This window comes from Paenibacillus sp. J22R98, from assembly GCF_059383835.1.
In genome coordinates this window covers 265,163-281,931 of record NZ_JBXENW010000002.1, presented here as the reverse complement: position 1 = coordinate 281,931, position 16,769 = coordinate 265,163, and the positions used below count along the sequence as shown (strand labels likewise).

The 16,769-nt window shown below is 50.1% G+C and carries 12 protein-coding genes; all 12 read right to left on the bottom strand.

The genetic code is table 11. The features are described 5' to 3' along the window. Positions 1-13: 13 nt before the first annotated feature. Positions 14-952, bottom strand: coding sequence for an ABC transporter permease (locus AC50Y3_RS06935; RefSeq protein WP_494818043.1), 939 nt, complete (start codon positions 950-952; stop codon positions 14-16). Between the two features lie 605 nt (positions 953-1,557). Continuing rightward, positions 1,558-3,384, bottom strand: coding sequence for a cache domain-containing sensor histidine kinase (locus AC50Y3_RS06930; RefSeq protein WP_494818042.1), 1,827 nt, complete (start codon positions 3,382-3,384; stop codon positions 1,558-1,560). Continuing rightward, positions 3,365-4,999, bottom strand: coding sequence for a response regulator (locus AC50Y3_RS06925; protein ID WP_494818041.1), 1,635 nt, complete (start codon positions 4,997-4,999; stop codon positions 3,365-3,367). The genes AC50Y3_RS06930 and AC50Y3_RS06925 overlap by 20 nt, the downstream gene beginning before the upstream one ends. Before the next feature lie 133 nt (positions 5,000-5,132). Continuing rightward, positions 5,133-6,242 (bottom strand): kanamycin nucleotidyltransferase C-terminal domain-containing protein, encoded by a 1,110-nt coding sequence (locus tag AC50Y3_RS06920; RefSeq protein ID WP_494818040.1) that lies wholly within the window; start codon positions 6,240-6,242, stop codon positions 5,133-5,135. A gap of 16 nt (positions 6,243-6,258) precedes the next feature. Beyond that, entirely contained in the window at positions 6,259-7,200 is a 942-nt protein-coding gene (locus AC50Y3_RS06915; RefSeq protein WP_494818039.1) for a GNAT family N-acetyltransferase, read from the bottom strand. Positions 7,201-7,632: 432 nt separating this feature from the next. After that, on the bottom strand, positions 7,633-8,952 hold the full coding sequence (locus tag AC50Y3_RS06910; RefSeq protein WP_494818601.1) for an ABC transporter substrate-binding protein: 1,320 nt from the start codon (positions 8,950-8,952) through the stop codon (positions 7,633-7,635). 65 nt (positions 8,953-9,017) lie between these two features. Continuing rightward, entirely contained in the window at positions 9,018-10,898 is a 1,881-nt protein-coding gene (locus AC50Y3_RS06905) for a cache domain-containing sensor histidine kinase (RefSeq protein WP_494818038.1), read from the bottom strand. A 901-nt stretch (positions 10,899-11,799) separates the two neighbouring features. Further along, on the bottom strand, positions 11,800-12,534 hold the full coding sequence (locus AC50Y3_RS06900; protein ID WP_494818037.1) for a nucleoside phosphorylase: 735 nt from the start codon (positions 12,532-12,534) through the stop codon (positions 11,800-11,802). Further along, positions 12,534-13,208 carry a sulfite oxidase-like oxidoreductase gene (locus tag AC50Y3_RS06895; RefSeq protein ID WP_494818036.1) on the bottom strand — a complete coding sequence of 225 codons (675 nt, stop codon included), beginning with the start codon at positions 13,206-13,208 and terminating at the stop codon, positions 12,534-12,536. Before AC50Y3_RS06895 ends, AC50Y3_RS06900 begins: the two co-directional genes overlap by 1 nt. A 48-nt stretch (positions 13,209-13,256) precedes the next feature. Next, a complete protein-coding gene (locus AC50Y3_RS06890) occupies positions 13,257-14,180 on the bottom strand; it encodes an ABC transporter permease (RefSeq protein WP_494818035.1) in 924 nt (307 codons plus the stop codon). Beyond that, positions 14,164-15,234 (bottom strand): ABC transporter permease, encoded by a 1,071-nt coding sequence (locus AC50Y3_RS06885; protein WP_494818034.1) that lies wholly within the window; start codon positions 15,232-15,234, stop codon positions 14,164-14,166. The genes AC50Y3_RS06890 and AC50Y3_RS06885 overlap by 17 nt, the downstream gene beginning before the upstream one ends. After that, positions 15,231-16,727, bottom strand: coding sequence for an ABC transporter ATP-binding protein (locus AC50Y3_RS06880; RefSeq protein ID WP_494818033.1), 1,497 nt, complete (start codon positions 16,725-16,727; stop codon positions 15,231-15,233). The genes AC50Y3_RS06885 and AC50Y3_RS06880 overlap by 4 nt, the downstream gene beginning before the upstream one ends. Positions 16,728-16,769: the final 42 nt, after the last annotated feature.

The following is a 16,769-nucleotide window of genomic DNA, read 5'->3' as shown; positions in this document are numbered from 1 at the left end:
TCCTTGTTCCAAGCTATACAATTCCGTACCCTCTGATCCGTTTGGCTAGGCCGTTGGCAAAGAAGAGCAGGATAATACTGATGAAGGTCTTCGACATCCCGAGCGCCGTCGAGTACGAATAATCGGCATTCAATATGCCGGTCCGGTACAGGTACAGATCGAGCACCGTTATTTTGTCGGCCACCAGTCCGTTATAGAAGACCAGATATTGTTCCATCCCAACCGAGAGTAAATTGGACATGCCCAGAATCATCAATACGATAAATGTCGGTGCTACACCGGGTACCGTGATATGCCAGATTCTGCGGAACCGCCCTGCTCCATCCACATGTGCGGCATCGTACAGCTCTTGATCGATTCCGATAATGGCTGCCAAGTAGATAATCGTTCCCCAGCCGAGCGACTTCCAAATCCCCAGCATCGTTTGGAAGATCCAAACGGCGTCACCGTTACCGAGCAGATTGGTCGGCTCTTTAATCAGGTGCAGGTTCATCAGCAGCTCGTTGAGCAAACCATCATTGGAGAAGATCGAGAAGGCCAGCGAGAAAACGATAACCCAGCTTACAAAGTGAGGAAGCGTGATGATCGTCTGCACAATCCGCTGAAAGCTGGTATGCTTCACTTCAGATAGCAGAATTGCGAAGATGACCGGCAACGGACTTGTAAGGAGATTCAAGAAGTAGAACGCCAGCGTGTTCTTCAGCGCATTCAGCAGATCGTTTCCGCTTGTCGTGATCAGTTCGAAGAACTTCAATCCAACGAACGGTGTCTTCGCCAGCGGGATGCCCGGTTTGTAATCGAAGAAGGCCAATATCCAGCCGGCCAGCGGTATATATTGAAAGATGAGGACTAACAAAATGATCGGCAATCCAAGCAAAAACAGCTTCGTCCGGTCGGATAAAACCTTCTTCCTAAAGGAAGCCGCGTACGATACTCTGACCTCTGTTTTCATGTGTTGGTTCTCCTTACTCATTTGATAAATTAACTATACAAGGGCAGGAATCGAGCTTGAATAGCGGATTTAACGGATTTATGGTAATATTTGATCCGCATTGCGAGGCAGCCGCGAGGCATTGAACATTTTTACGATAAAATTGCATAATTGTTAGATCGCAATAGGAAAATGGACTGTCATGATCCCTTGTCATATTAAAAAAGATGGCAAGTGGGATTATCCCCGACGCCATCAGCTCACTCACAGCAAATATGATTCTATATCGATCATGGGGCTGAACGTTCGCATACCGCATGTATCTACCGCAGACTTCTTTCCGGGCAGCCCATTTCGTAAGTTTAAAAATTCTAACGAATCGTAGAGGACTTATTGCCCGGATTTCAGAGTTTCCGAGCTTCTAACGAATCGTAGAGGACTTATTTCGGAATAATCGGCTCCCAAATACCGAAAAGCCATTAAATAGGGCTCCTACGATTCGTTAGAATTTTTTCGGGGCTATTTTAATGCAAATAAGCTCTGTACGATTCGTTAGAGCATTCCCCCCTATGCATTAAAAAAACAGCGGTTCGGGAAGTATCCGGGCCGCTGTTTATAGGATTCGACTATCCTTCCATCCACTTTGGAAGTCTGATGATGACCTCTGTCCCTACTCCCTCGCTGCTGTCTAGCGTAATTCCGTACTTCTCGCCAAAGTTGAGCATGATCCTTCGGTTCACGTTACGCAGCCCGATCCCCGCAACCTTCTCTTTCTCTCGATTGAAAATCGGCTGATGCAGACCGTTCTTGATCCCGGCCAGCTTGTCCGGCGCAATCCCTATTCCATTGTCCGAAACATGGACGATCAGCTCATCTCTGACCTCTTCCATCTGAATGACGATATCGATTCGGCTGACCTGCTTGCTTAATCCATGCACAACCGAGTTCTCGATGATCGGCTGCAAAATAAACTTGATGATTCGATAATCCATCAGATGCTCCGGAATATCGAACCGATAGCTGATTTTGTTATTAAACCGCCAGTTCATGATTTTCATGTAATTCTCAAGGTAGCTCATTTCTTCTCTGACGGTGCACATCGGCTCATTGCTGCTGTAGAGCGGATGCAGAATGTTCCCTAAAGCAACGACGCTGTCGACGATATTGTCCGCTTTGTTAATCATCGCCATCCACTTGATCATATTCAGCGTGTTGTACAGAAAATGAGGATTGATCTGATTTTGCAGCGCTTCAATCTCCAGTTCCTTCTTCTCGCGTTCCACCTCGGTATTCTTCGTCACGAGCTCCTGGATGTTAAGCGACATCTCGTTGAATCGCATAATAACAAGTCCAAGCTCATTCTTCGGAATGTTCGGCAGCGTGATCCCCAGATTCCCTTTGCCCATATCCTTCATCTTCCGCGCCAGACTGCTGAGCGGGTTCGTAATTCTTCGCATGGAGAATACAAAGACGACAACGATCAGAATCAAGCTAATGACAAACACGAAGATTACGACTTGCTGCAGTTCGATCACGTCGCTTTGCAGCAGCTCCAGTGGGAACTCCCTAATCACATACCAGCCTGTCTCTTGGATGCGATAGTAGACCACCATCTTCTTGGTCTGCCCTTCCGTAATGTTAATGCTCTTGAAATCGACGCCGGGCTCCGGCTTGAATAACGCTTTCTGGCCGAGATCCTTATTCCGCGTGCTGGAGATGATCATTCCGCCGGCATCCATGATATACATATAATCGTCGGGCGAGCTGATGAACTTGGAGTAAGTCGAGCGCAGCTCCCTTTCGTCGATATTGAACACAACGACGGAGGACAGCTTGGATTCCAGCAGCGCCCTCGCTCCCATCACGAAGCTGACAACATAGCCGGGGTCCTTCGTATCTTCGACAATATCGTAGTACCAATTCTCCTTAATACCGCCGTACCACACCGGATTCGGGTACTTTTGCAGCGCTTGATCGTACAGACCGGATGTGATGAGCTTGTGCTCGTTGCCATGGCTGTTGACGACACTTCTCGTTTTGCTGCTGCCGATGATGCTGTTTTTCGTAAAGACGTAGATGGAATTAAGACTGTTATTATAGCTGTTTGTAAAATCGCTGATTTTCTTGAACACATTTTGCTGCATTTCGATCGACTCGTAGGTGGACTCGATATTGTCCGCTTTCAGAAACTCCTGAACCTCCGAATCCACCAAGAAAATACGATAGATCTTCTCGACCTCGTTTTGCAGCGTCTGTATATTGTATTCGGATTGCTTGAACTGCTCGAAGATGTACTTCTCGCTGCGCTTCTGCAGAATGTGAATCGAAGAATTGTAGACGAGATAAGAACCGAGCAGCATGACAATCATCCAGATCGCAACGAAGTAGACTAGAAGCTCAAACCCGATACTGCGAAAGAAGCCCCTCCTGGTCTTACTGATCGATAGTTTCACTCTCCGGTTCCTCCGCCTGCTCCACAAGCCATTGTTTTCGATATTCGCCTGTCGTCATGCCGGTTACCTTCTTGAAAATCTTGCAGAAATACGTGTTTTCTTTGAACCCGACGCTTTCGGCAATCTCGTAGGACTTTAAGTAGGAGTCCAGCAGCAGCTCCTTGGCTTTCTCGATTCGAATCTCGTTTAAGTAATCGACGAAATTAATATTCATCTCTTTCTTGAACAAGCTGCTCAGATAACTCGGGCTTAAATTCACGTAAGCAGAGGCTTGCTGAAGGGACAGATCGCTGCTGTAATTGGCCTCCATATAGTCCAGGGCCAGCCTAACTTCCTTGCTGACGACTCTTTTCTTTCTCTTAGCCGCTGCAATGCGCGACAAGAAATCATATAAGCTTCGATGGATTTCATCCAGCGTCTCACTTTGCCGAATCGATTGAATGACAGCCAGAATAACCTGCTCGCTGCCTTCCTCTTGGAATTTCAAGCTGTTCACCGTCCACTGGACAAGGTGGCAGAACTTCTCCAGCACCTCCGCCTTAGAATGAGACAGCTCATTCATAATAGAGCGGAAACGCTCGCCATATTCTTGAAGGAAAGCCGGTGTCATGCCCGCAACCTGTTCGGACATATTCAGTATTTCTTCTGTTTTCTGATGCGTTACCGTGCGCCTGTCAAAATCAACATAACGACCGTAGATCCCGGTACCGCCGAGGAACTTGTCTTCTAGCGCCGACAGGGCTTGGTCATACATGCTCCGAAGGGAGGCGTATCCGGATCGAATTTCGCTAACACCAAAGGAGACGGTAGCATTGAAATAGGTTTTGAAAGGGGTTTCAATTTCCTTCAGCATTTGCAGGACTTCTTCGCGTATGACGAGCTCTTCGGTCGTCTTGCTATAGCTGAAGATGAGGATGTATTTGGCACCGTCATCGCAGAAGGCCTCGCCATTGCGGAAATGGAGGAACATCTCGTCCAGTACGTTCAGCATCGTATGCTTAACCAACTGGCCGTTTGTATCTTTGAACAGCTTTTTGATTTTCGCAAAATGGTCCATCTCGAGCACGCACATGATCATGCGTTCCGACTCCAGATGGAAGTCATATTGTGCAACCAACGTTTCGAATTCACGTTCCGAATAGCCGTTATAGAGAATATAGTCTTTCATAATTTTTTCTTTGATTACGTGTCGGTTCGCATCGCTGATTTTGGGGAGCGACGGCTGCCGGCTCCCGTCCGACGACAGCTCTTGCTGCATTTTGCTCAGAATCACATTGATTTGTTCGATCGTCATGGTGAGCTTAAGAATATAATCGGACACACCCAGCTGGAGCGCTTGCCTAACAAGGTCAAACTCCTCCATGCAGGTTAGGATGACGATTTTCGTGGTTTTGTCCTTCTCCCTGATCCGGGCGATCAGATCCATGCCGCTCATGCCGGGCATTTTCAAATCCGTAATGATCAAGTCGGGTTTCTCTTTCTCATAGATCTCGAGTGCAGACTCCCCGTCAGCCACATCTGCAACGACACACATGCCGAAGCTGCTCCAGTCGATCGCGTTTTTCAGTCCCATTCTGACTAACATCTCATCCTCGACGATCATGACTCCGTACAAATGGACCCCTGCCCTCTAGTGTAGAATATGCCCCGGTACAACTTTAAGCTATATTCTATGCTCCCGATGCATTCCTGTAAAGCAATAAAGCATGCCAATTGTGGCATGCTTATCGTTTAGCTCGGCGAGTTCCCTATACGCGCTCATTCAGAAACTGTTCAAACTGGCCGAGATTGTTGAACCGATTAATCGCTACCCCTTGGGACAGGAGATATTGCTCGAGAAGCTGATCCAAACGGATGACAGCATCATGAAGCGGGACTAGGTTAAGAGGGTCTAGAACCGTCAGTAAATCGGGGAAGCCCGCTTCGTTATAGTAGGATTGATAGGCTAAACCAATCGCCAATGAATCGGGCCAGATTCCCTTCTCGAAGTAGTAGAGAAACCGAGCGACTTCATCCTGCACGCCAATTGACCAATAGGAGGCTGTCGTATAATCGTTGTTCTCGCATGCCGTTTGGATTTTATCGAAGATCCCTTTGACCTCTTCATAGAATCCCTTCGCCCGATCCGGATAGGAAGGGGCGCTTCCAAGGATATCTCTCTGCTCCTTCCATATGGCAACAATAGCCGCTGTAAGCTGCTCGCAGGTTTCCCGAATTTCGCTGCATGAGTTTGCCCTCAATATCGTTTCGATCTGTTCCTCCAATCGAGCCGGTCGCAGCGGGAATTGCAGCAGCTGCTCGCGATTCTTCCCCCAGCCCCTAGTCATATACGTTCGATTGCATAGAGCCAACGTATAGACCAGCTTATTCAGTACACCTTGTGCCTCCGTGCGGCAGGCCGAAATATCTTCCTCATGAAGCCGGCTCATTCTGTAGAGATGCACATAGACTTCTCGCAGTTGAAACTCTGCCTTCTCGATGAACGCCTGTGCCTGCTGAGGTAGCTCGGCGATGGTCTCGCGCAGTCGTAGAAAACGCGCTCGGTCCTCCTCGGAACGAACATATAAGATTTCGCAATCGGCGATGATCGTTGTGTTCTGCTCTTCGAATTTCGCCATTCGCTCCGCGCGTTCCCAGCTAATTGGCCAGAAATCAAAGCTGATATCATGCAGCACAAACTGAATGCTGGCACCGTAGCCTTTGCCGGTAGTAGGGATGAAGAAGAAATCCAAGTCCGATCGGCTCGTTGCCGTCCCTTGCGCATACGATCCGTAATAGGCAATAAGAGCAACATCCTCTGCGTAACGCTCGCTTATATGTTTGACCAGCGATTGTGCAACGTCGAATACATTGAGCATGGTATAGCCTCCTTCGTTATGGTTTGGATTGTACCTGTTCAGGAAGAGCAGGGATGTGACAAGTTTGAACCTCTAGAGGCCCTGCTATGAAACCAACCTTATGATACACGGACTCCGCATCGTTACCTTGCATCACATACAGGCGAAGAATCGGATAATGATGCTGCTTTAATACACTTAGTGCCCGCCGAAGCATTTTCGTTGCAATCCCTTTGCCTTGATGCGATGGAGCAACTGCGATGTTATAAACCGCCGGCAACTCATCCTGAGATGAAATCAGACAGATACCGATTAATTGTGAAGCTGCGCGATCATAGACAAGGCTTGAAGCCTGCAGCAATCGTTCATTCGTTTGCCCGGGATAATACGCCATCCATGAATCATAATCTTGGCGCAATGTCTGCTTTCTTCTCACCCCGTCTATTGTTTCCCTGTAGGTTCTATAGGAGAGCTCATTTATCGCTTCCGCGTCCCTGTTTAATTCAGGCGACGATACCTCCAGCGTTTCGTCGTCCCATTCCGTCGTCAAGATCTCGGTCGGACGCTGCATCCAGCGGCATCTGAATTCACCTGGCCAGAAGCCTGCTTTTGCAAAGAGGTCGATTTGATTCGGCAAAATTTCGTATGCCGTTATCGGTTTCGATCGATCTGACCAGGATAGCAGTGCTTGCTTGAGTAATTGGAGCACCTTCGTCTCATTAGTGAACGGCGGCATGAAGAATAGGCCAAAAATAACGTTAGGCGCAATCACGACACCGCCAACCTTCGTATCCCCTTTCTTAATCCAGAACTTTCTTCGACCGTTGTTCATCGTCAAGCCTTGATCTTTAAAAAATCCATTATATTCCATATTATAATAAACGGAATAATAGATTCCCCAATCCTTCGAATCCGCCTGCTCTAGACAGTAGTTTTCGTCTAAATTGAATCTTCGTATTTCGTCGGACCAATCGTTCATGCAAATCCCCCCGAGTTATGAAATCTAGTCTAGGCAACGTCAAGTGCAGAACAGGAACGACAAAAAGCCGTGAATGAATATTGCTCATTCACGGCTTCTCGAATAAAGACAGCCCTAACCAGACGCAATAACGTCTCTCGCTAGAACGATCTACAAGGAGCGATGATGATCAATAGGTTCGATTCAGACAACCGCGAACGACCGCATAGCTAAGCTAACCTCACTCTGCAGGAGGTTGCCGCCGCTCTCGTTCATGGTTATTCAGTTCGCTATGAAGCGATAACTGCTGCCTTGGAACCTATGCCATCAACAACGCTCTAATCCCACCAATCCTTTAAGTTACACCTATTATAGTTAACGAGGGAAAATATTACAATTTATTTATGGGTAAGACATCTGCTACTGCTACTGCTACTGCTACTGATACTACTGCTACTTCTTCTTGTCATCCTCTGTAGCAGCTTCATTGTTCACGGATTGCTCCGTCGACTGCCCCTTACTTGACGTCTCTAGACCTAGAACAAGCTTCCGCGCTTCCGCCCATCTCACATTGTAGCTCTGGAAGGATGTCTTCAAATCCGGCGCTGCGATCCACTCCTGAATGTAATCACCGGACCAGAACGCCATCTGCGCCTTTGCCGAAATATTCAAGAAATCATCGCTCGGCGGCTGCCTCTCGACGAAGGTTGGATCAAAGGTTAGAAACTGCTGGACTTGCGGCAGCTGGGACGTCTTTGTCGTATCCACCGGCAGGAACCCGGAGTCGTCGACATACCCAGACTCCTTCACGAAGAAGTTCACCCACGCTTCGGCAAGCTCTTTATTTTCGCTGAATTTGCTGACCCCCAGAAACCAATCCGGGCTGAGCGGCGCATACCGCTTCGTCGTATTATCATACGGGAATGGGAAGAAACCAAGATCTTCGGAACTCCCGCCTGCTGCGATCACTTGATTGATGACCCAATTGCCCAGGAAATACATGCCCGCATTTCCTTTGGCCACCTCGCCTTTGGACATCTCCCAGCTGTTCGTAAACAGGTCCTTCTCGACGTAGCCTTTATTGATTAGTGTTTTGACAATCGTAATCGTCTGCCCCCATGGATTATCCTTGGTGAACGGCTGATCGGACGCCGTCATCTGGTTCAAGTAATTCGCATTCCCTGTCATGTAGCTGACTAAATTCTCACCCCAGGACGACATTGGCCACTGCGCGCCATAGTTCAAATAGATCGGTACGATACCCACACGCTTCAGCTTGGCGCATGCCGCATAGAACTCCTCTAGTGTCGCAGGCACCTTCGTAATGCCGGCTCTCAGAAAAGCCGTTTTATTGTACACAATACCGTCCGTTGATGCACCGGTCGCAATTCCGTACCGTTCACCGCGATAGGATTTGAAATCGGCAAACCGCGTATGCTCGAAGAGACTGTCATTCAGCGGCTCAAAGTAATTAATCAAATCCTCATTTGGCAGGTTGTTCGGCAGCAGCAGCACATCGCCCAAGCTCCGCGTCGACAGTCTGACGATAATGTCGCTCGCATAATTGGTCAGACCTTCGAACTCGACATGTGCACCGGGATGCTTCGCTTCGAATTTGTCCGCGTACTTCTGGAAGACGCCATTCTCCACTAGGTCAATCCGATTCGTCAGTACTGTAATTTGCTTCTGGTCCACACTGCTCTCCTCATTCTGGCTCGGCGAAGGCGGCGGGGTATTGTCTGCGGTTTGATGGGATGCGCAGCTTGTCAGCATAGAGCTGCAGAGCGCAGCAGCTGCCAAAGTGTATAGAATACGCTTGGCTGTTAGAACCGGCATCTTCATTCCATTTCTCCTCCCACGATCGGCAGCTGCAGCATCACTTGTGTCCCCATGCCGGGCTGACTCGTGACCTGAATGCCGTAGTTTGCGCCATAATGCAATTTGATCCGTTCATTCACATTCCGCAGTCCAATTCCGGTTCGATGCGAATCCGAATATCCGCCCTCATGCGTCAGCACTCCGTTTAAAGTACCGTTCAAACGCTCCAGCGTCTGCTCGTCCATCCCGATTCCGTCGTCGGTAAGCTGAACGAAGACAGCTTGCTCCGTCTTCCATGCTGACGCCTCAATGACCATCTTCGGTTTGTTATCGTCCATGCCGTGATAGATCGCATTCTCAACAATCGGCTGAAGCACCAGCTTAATCAGCGAGTAGTTCAGCAGCTCGTCAGGCGCATTCACCCGCAGCTCGAAACGGCCTGGGTAACGGTAATTCAAAATGTCCACATAGTACCGGATATGGTTAATCTCACTGCCAAGAATGACTTCTTCATTGAGATCACTTATGCTGTAACGCAGCAGCTTCCCGAGAATCGCCAGCATATCCGCTGCATCCGTATCATCATTAAGCTCTGCAGCCATCCGAATCGACTCTAGCGTGTTATACATGAAATGCGGATTGATTTGGCTTTGCAGCGCATGCAGCTCCGCTTCCTTCTTCTTCGTTTCCATCAAGTAGATGTCTCGAATGAGATCGTCAATACGCAGAATCATCCGGTTGAATTGATGGCCAAGCTGTCCGATTTCATCGCGGTGTTTGACTTGGAATTGCACGCTGAAGTCGCCCTCCTGCACCTTCCTCATCAGCTTCATCATCTTCCGCAGCGGCTTCGTCAGCGCGAATGAGAAGAAGATCGAGATAAGCAGCGCGATGCCAATCGTTAAGAAGGTGAGAATCCACGTCACATTGCGAATGACCGCCGTGTTGCGCGTCAGCTCCTTCGCCGGGATGGACGTAATCACTTTCCAATCCGTATGCGGGGAAGTGGTGAAGATATAGAGGTGCCGCTCACCATTTTCTTCCAAATAGAAACTACCCTTATCTCCTTGCGCCATCTTCACCATCGGCATGTCGCTAATGTTCGTGGCCAGCAGCTTCTTATCGCTATCGTAAATCACATTGCCGAGCGCATCGAATATGAACGATTTGCCGTGCGTAACCCCATCGAATTTGACGATTTGGTCCTCGATTACGTTGATGTTGGCATCCACCGCGATTAAGCCGATATCATGCAAGGATTTGTCGATGATCTTGCGGACCACGGTAAACGCATAGCGGGTGCTTTTCAAATTACTCGTATATTTCTGCGTGCTGATCAGCAGCGCTTCCCCTTTGGAATCCGCTGCGCGCTCCATCCAGTACTGGTAGCTTTCCTTAATGTTCATGCGGATGCCGCCGGACTTCGTCGAATAGTAACCGTTTCCATATTGATCGAAAATATAGACCGACGTAGCGCCGCGCTTGATCGTATTGATAAACGAAATATTCCCTTCAATGCCGCGCTGAATCGCCAGCAGCAAATCAAAATCCATCGGCGGCGTGCCGCTGTTCTCATCCGAAGAATATTGCGCGCGCTGTTCGTGGTATTTGCCCGACTTGATCAGGTTTTGCTTAATATCATCCTGATACGCGGGAATGGAAGATATCCGGCTCATATCGTCGATATAATCATCCACGCGGTCCATCATATTGCCCAGCATCGTAGTGGAATAGGCGATGGTGTTCTGCTCAATCGAATCGGAATAATTGCGGAAGGAAACCGCCCCAATAAACGTAAGCGGCAAAGTAATCAGCACCAGGAAAACAAGCAGCAGCTTGCGCTCCATCGGCATATCGCTAAATGCGGAGAATAGTTGTGAGAACCGCCTAATGGGATTCATATATGCGCTGAACGCTCCTTCTGCTTCACATCTTGATGCACCACCTCACTCAATATACCAGAGAGGGGCAGAAGCGGACAAACATTCATTTCTGCCCTGCCTGACCTTGCTGGCACACACCTTTGATGAACTGATGCTAACTCATCTTAGGCGATTTCATGCTGACCAACCTCAGACGAACTCAATGCAAAATTCATGCAAACCAACCTTTGATAAACTCATGCTAAACTAACCTTCAACGAGCTCACGCTAACCAACTTTTGACGCTAACCAACCTCAGACGAGCTCATGCTAACCAACCTTTGACGAGCTTAGCTAACCAACCTTTGACGAGCTTAGCCAACCAACTAACCAGCCTTTGCACGCAGTACCTGAAATCTGATGCCGTGTTTCCACACTAATCACTAATGGACGCTGAAGGCCACATTTACGCAAAAATGGCCACTGTAAAATTCTAACGAACCGTGGGGGCCTTATTTAGGGGGAAATAGCCCCTTTTAAATTCTAACGAACTGTGGAGGCCTTATTTGGTGGAATTGAAGCAAAAAAGCGCGATTAGAGCTCAAATAAGACCTGTAGGGTTCGTTAGATTTTTAAAACGAGTCATTTGGCTAATATAAGACCTCTGTGGTTCGTTAGAGTCAAACTCAACCTCCAAACTCGCGTAGAAAAAGCCTACTGGGGATCGGTGCTCAACTTCACTCCACACCTGCTCAAAAAATCTACTGGGAGATCGGTTCTCAACTCCACATACATGCATCAAAAAAACTACTGGGGTACCGGTCATCCCCTCCATGCACGAATAAAAATGCCTGCTGGATGATCGGTCCTCCCCCTCTGAGCGCAACAAAAAAGCCGTCCCAAAAGTCGCAAAGCAACTTTTGAGACGGCTTTCCTTCTGCTATCGTGCTTCTCCCGCCAGCATCACAACAGCGCGCAGCGCCGAAGCGATCTCACGCTCGACGGCGTCCGATACCACGTTCGTGTGCGGGTCGTACACTTCGGCAAGGTCGCTGTCGGCGTAGCCGTCCAGTGCGACGATCGCGCCGGCACGCGCACCGCGAAGGGTCGCGACGACATACAGCGCCGCGATCTCCATCTCCACGGCGAGTGCGCCCGCTTGTTTATACTTGCGGTGCGGAATCTCTTCCACCCCGGTGAAGAACGCATCCAGTGAAACGGTGATGCCTTTCTTCACAATGCCTTCGCTCTCCTGCGCCGCGGCGTACAGAGCGCCGACGACATCGCTGTCGCCGACGGCCGGGAAACCGTCCGGCACGAGCTGGCGAGTCAGTCCCTCTGCACGCACCGCAGCGGTACTGACGATGAGGCTGCCCGCAGGATGGTCAGCCGAATACGAACCGGCCGTGCCCACGCGGATCAGCGTCTTCACGCCTGCGCGGATCAGCTCCTCGAAGCAGACCGCTGCTCCGGCTGAGCCGACGCCATGGCTGGTAACCAAGATACGTACACCTTCGATTTCACCGGTGAACGTCCGATATTCGCGGCTGAACGCCAGCTCTCTGGCATTGTCCAGCTTCTTCGAAATCAGCTCGGCGCGCTTCGGATCGCCGCATACGATCGCGTAATCCGCCGCATCCTCGCTGTGTATTTGCAGGATAGGCATAAGTGTCATTAGTCGAAGTCCACATCTTTCCACAAATCTTCCGGGAGACCTAAATCTTCCCCGGAGAACCGCTCCTCACGGAAGGGATCAGCCACGTTATGGAAGCCGTTACGCTCCCAAAAGCCTGGACGATCTTCTTTCATAAACTCAATCCCCGTGATCCACTTCGCACTCTTCCAGAAGTACAAATGAGGAACAACAAGGCGGAGCGGGTAACCGTGCTTAGGCGTCAGCGGCTCACCGTCAAACAAGAAGGCGAGCAGCACATTATCATTGAGCATATCTTCGATCGGCAGGTTCGTCTCATAGTCATTATCCGCATGGATCATGACATAGCGCGCTTCCGGTTTCACGCCGAGCAAAGGCAGCAGGTCTTTGAACAGAATGCCATCCCATGTCGTATCGAACTTCGACCAGCGCGTCACGCAGTGAATATCGCACAGCACCTCGGATTGTTTCATCGCTTGCAGCTGCTCCAGCGAGAATTCCATTTCCTTCTCCACTTCGCCGAAGATGCGAAGCCTCCAGTCCGGCAGCGAATAATTCGGCACTTCCCCTTCATGCAGAATCGGGAAGCGTTCTGTTAAAGCTTGGCCCGGCGGCAGACGATGCGCTAGCGAAGGATCCACAACTACTTGCGTGATCGGCTTCGCTTTCTTCAAGCGTTCTGCTTTATTGTTCACCTCGATTACCTCCTTGAGCTTGAGCAATTCAATTCAATTTCAATTTCATTAACGGGAGCTTTCGTTCGCTTTGCGCGCTTCCGCAAGATAGCTCTTATCCTTGAAGAAGAACATCATCACAAGCGTCACCACATAAGGCAGCATCATTGTAAAATGGGTCGGCAGCGCCAATCCCTGCAGCCGAATACTAATCGCATCCATGAATCCGAACAATAGGCTGGATGCGCCAACGCCAATCGGATTCGATTGGCCGAGCATCGTCGCAACGAGGGCGATAAACCCCCGGCCTGCGGTCATATTTTCCGTGAACATCGTCACTTGTCCAAGCGACAGCTGCGCGCCGGCCAATCCGCATAATACGCCGCAGATCAGTACAGCACCGTATTGAATGCGTTTGGACTTGATACCGATGCTGCGCGCGGCAACCGGATTCTCGCCGACAGCCAGCAGCCGGAAGCCGGACACGGTTCGGAACAAGAAATATTGAAACACGAAGACGAGCAGGAATGCGGCATACACAAGCGGCGAATGCCCGGATAGAACCTCGCCGAGCCACGGAATATCCTTGATCAGAGGGATATCCCATCCCGGCAACCCTTGCATGTTCTTATCGTAGTACGCGCCTTTAACATTGAAGATCGCTCGCAGACTAAACGAGGTTAAGCCGAGCGCCAAGAAGTTAAGCGATATCCCGACTATGATAACGTTCGCCTTAAGCTGGATGCTCAGATAAGCAAAGATCATCGAGAACAGCATGACGCAAACGACCGCAAACGCGACAGCCAGCCACACATTGCCCATGAGGTAATTGCCGACGATTGCGAAGAAAGCGCCGAACAGTACAAGCCCTTCCAAGCCTACATTAAACAGTCCGACGCGCGAACAAATCGCGCCGCCGAGTGCGGCAAGCAGAATGGGTGTCACCATTCGTAGGGCAGAGTTAAACAGTGAAGCATCAAGTAATTGTTCCACCTTGAGCCCTCGCTTTCCTGCGTTTTAAGAAGCCGTAGCTTAATTTTGCCGAGACGAAAAGGATCAGCGTAGCCTGAATGACGCTCGCAATCTCAAGCGGCACCTCCGTATTACGCTCTACGCCCATGCCGCCGGTTTGCAAGGCAGCCAGCAACAAGGAAGCGAATGCCGTGCCAAGCGGATGCGAACCTGCGAGCAATGTCGCCATAATCCCCGACCAAGCATAACCCGGCGTGGACAGCGAGCCATCCAAATAGCGGTACTGCGTGCCGAGTACTTCTACTGCGCCGGCCAAACCCGCAAAACCGCCGCTTGCGATCATGCTATACAGCATCAGCTTGCCGCGCTGCACGCCGCCGTAAGCGGCGAACAGCGGATTGTTGCCAAGCATGCGTGTTTCATAGCCGCTCACCGTGTATTTCATGTACAGATACAGCAGCACTGCGCCTACAATCGCAATAATAAAACCGGCATGAAGACTCATGCCATGAAACAATTTAGGAAGCCAGACGCTCTGATCGATCATCTTCGTTTGCGACATTGCCGCCGAACCGGACGTATCCTTCAGCGGATAAGCAACCAAATAACCGGCAAACAAGGAAGCAATGTAGTTGAGCAGCAGCGTCGTAATAAGCAAATTCATGCGGAATTTCGCATCCATCCAACCGGCAAAAGCAGACCAAACTCCGCCTGCCAGAATACCGGCAACCAGTGCCAGTATGAGCTTGTACCAACCGGGACCCGGAACGTAAAGGGCGGTCAATGCCGCGCTCAGCCCGCCAAGGATCATTTGTCCTTCTGCGCCGAGATTAAAGAATCCCGCTCGGAAGGCAAGCGTCGCGCCTAGTCCGACTAGAATAATCGGCGTTGCTCGGGACAGCGTATTCGTGACAAAGTAGAAGCTGCCGAATGCACCCTTCCACATCTCGGTGTAGGTTTCCATAATGGATCCACCAACCAGTGAGATGGCAATTGCACCAATCAGCAAGCCAAGTATGACAGCAATAACCGGCTGGAAGAGCGAGCCTGCAAATTGGGTGAGTTTACTTTTCAAGCCTGCTTACCTCCTGCCATCAATAAACTAATCAATTCTTCAGTCGCTTCTTCTGCACGCAGCTCGCCCACGATCCGGCCTTCATTCATGACCAGGATACGATCAGACAGCTTCAAAATCTCCGTCAGCTCCGAAGAAACGAGCAGAATAGCGCCTTTCTCATTCCGTTTCTTGATCAGCTCGCCATGGATGATCTCCATCGCCCCGACATCGACGCCGCGCGTTGGCTCAGCCGCAATAAGAAACGGTGTCCCTTGTGCCAGCTCTCTGGCTACGATCAGCTTCTGCAGATTACCACCGGAGAGAAACTGCGCTTTCGTATCCGGCGAACCGGTCTTGATCTCAAATTGTTTAATCCAGCCTTCTACCATGGAACGAATGCTCCGTCCACGCAGAATGCCGTAACGCTGCTCTCTGCGGGCATGTCCCATTACGCCGTTCTCTACAACGGTAGCATCCTTAGCGGCTCCCCATTGATAGCGGTCCTCTGGAATATGCGCAAGCCCAAGCTCCCGAATCTTCCGAACCGGAGCTCCAGTAATCTCCTTGCCTGCAAGCATCACTTGGCCGCTGCCGATATCGACAAGACCCGCGATCGCGCCAATCAGCTCCGATTGTCCATTGCCGGAAATCCCGGCAATGCCGACGATTTCCCCGGCTCTGACCGATAGGTTGACATCGTTCACTAGCGGCTTCCCTTTATCGCCATTCACCGTAAGCGACTTCACTTCAAGTACTGCCGCGCCTAGATCAGGTGCTGTACGCGTCATTTCCATCAAATCGCGGCCCACCATCAGCCTTGAGATTTGATCAACACTGGTATGCTTGGCATCCACCACGCCGGTCACTCGTCCATCGCGAAGCACCGTAATCCGGTCCGCAACATCCATGATCTCTTGCAGCTTGTGGCTGATGATAATGAAGCTTTTCCCTTGCGCAGCGAGACGCTTAATCGAGATAAGAAGTTCCTTCACTTCAAGCGGCGTCAGTACGCCTGTCGGTTCATCCAGAATAATAATGTCCGCACCTTGATGAAGCACCTTCAAGATTTCAACGCGCTGCTGCACGCCAAGCGAACAAGCCGAAGTTTTCTTGCGCGGGTCAACAGGCATCCCATACAAACGTGACAGCTCTTCTACCTCTGCAATCGCACCCTTTCGGTTAAAGCCGATACCTGAGCTCGGCTCTCGGCCGATAACGATATTCTCGGCTACCGTGAAGGAGGGAAACAGCATGAAATGCTGATGCACCATGCCGATTCCGCTGCGAATGGCATCCGAAGGTGTAGTGAAAGATTGCTCGACGCCGTTAATCCTAATAGAGCCGCTGGTCGGCTTCTCCATGCCGTACAGAATGCGCATAAGCGTTGTTTTGCCAGCGCCATTCTCGCCGACTAACGCATGAATTTCACCTTTGTTCAGCGTAAAATGGATCTCGGTATTGGCTTTAACAGGACCGTAAGCCTTCGTTATATTCTCCATGCTAAGCAACATTCGGCCGTTCTTCTCCTCTCATACCGTCTAAATAGGAAGAAA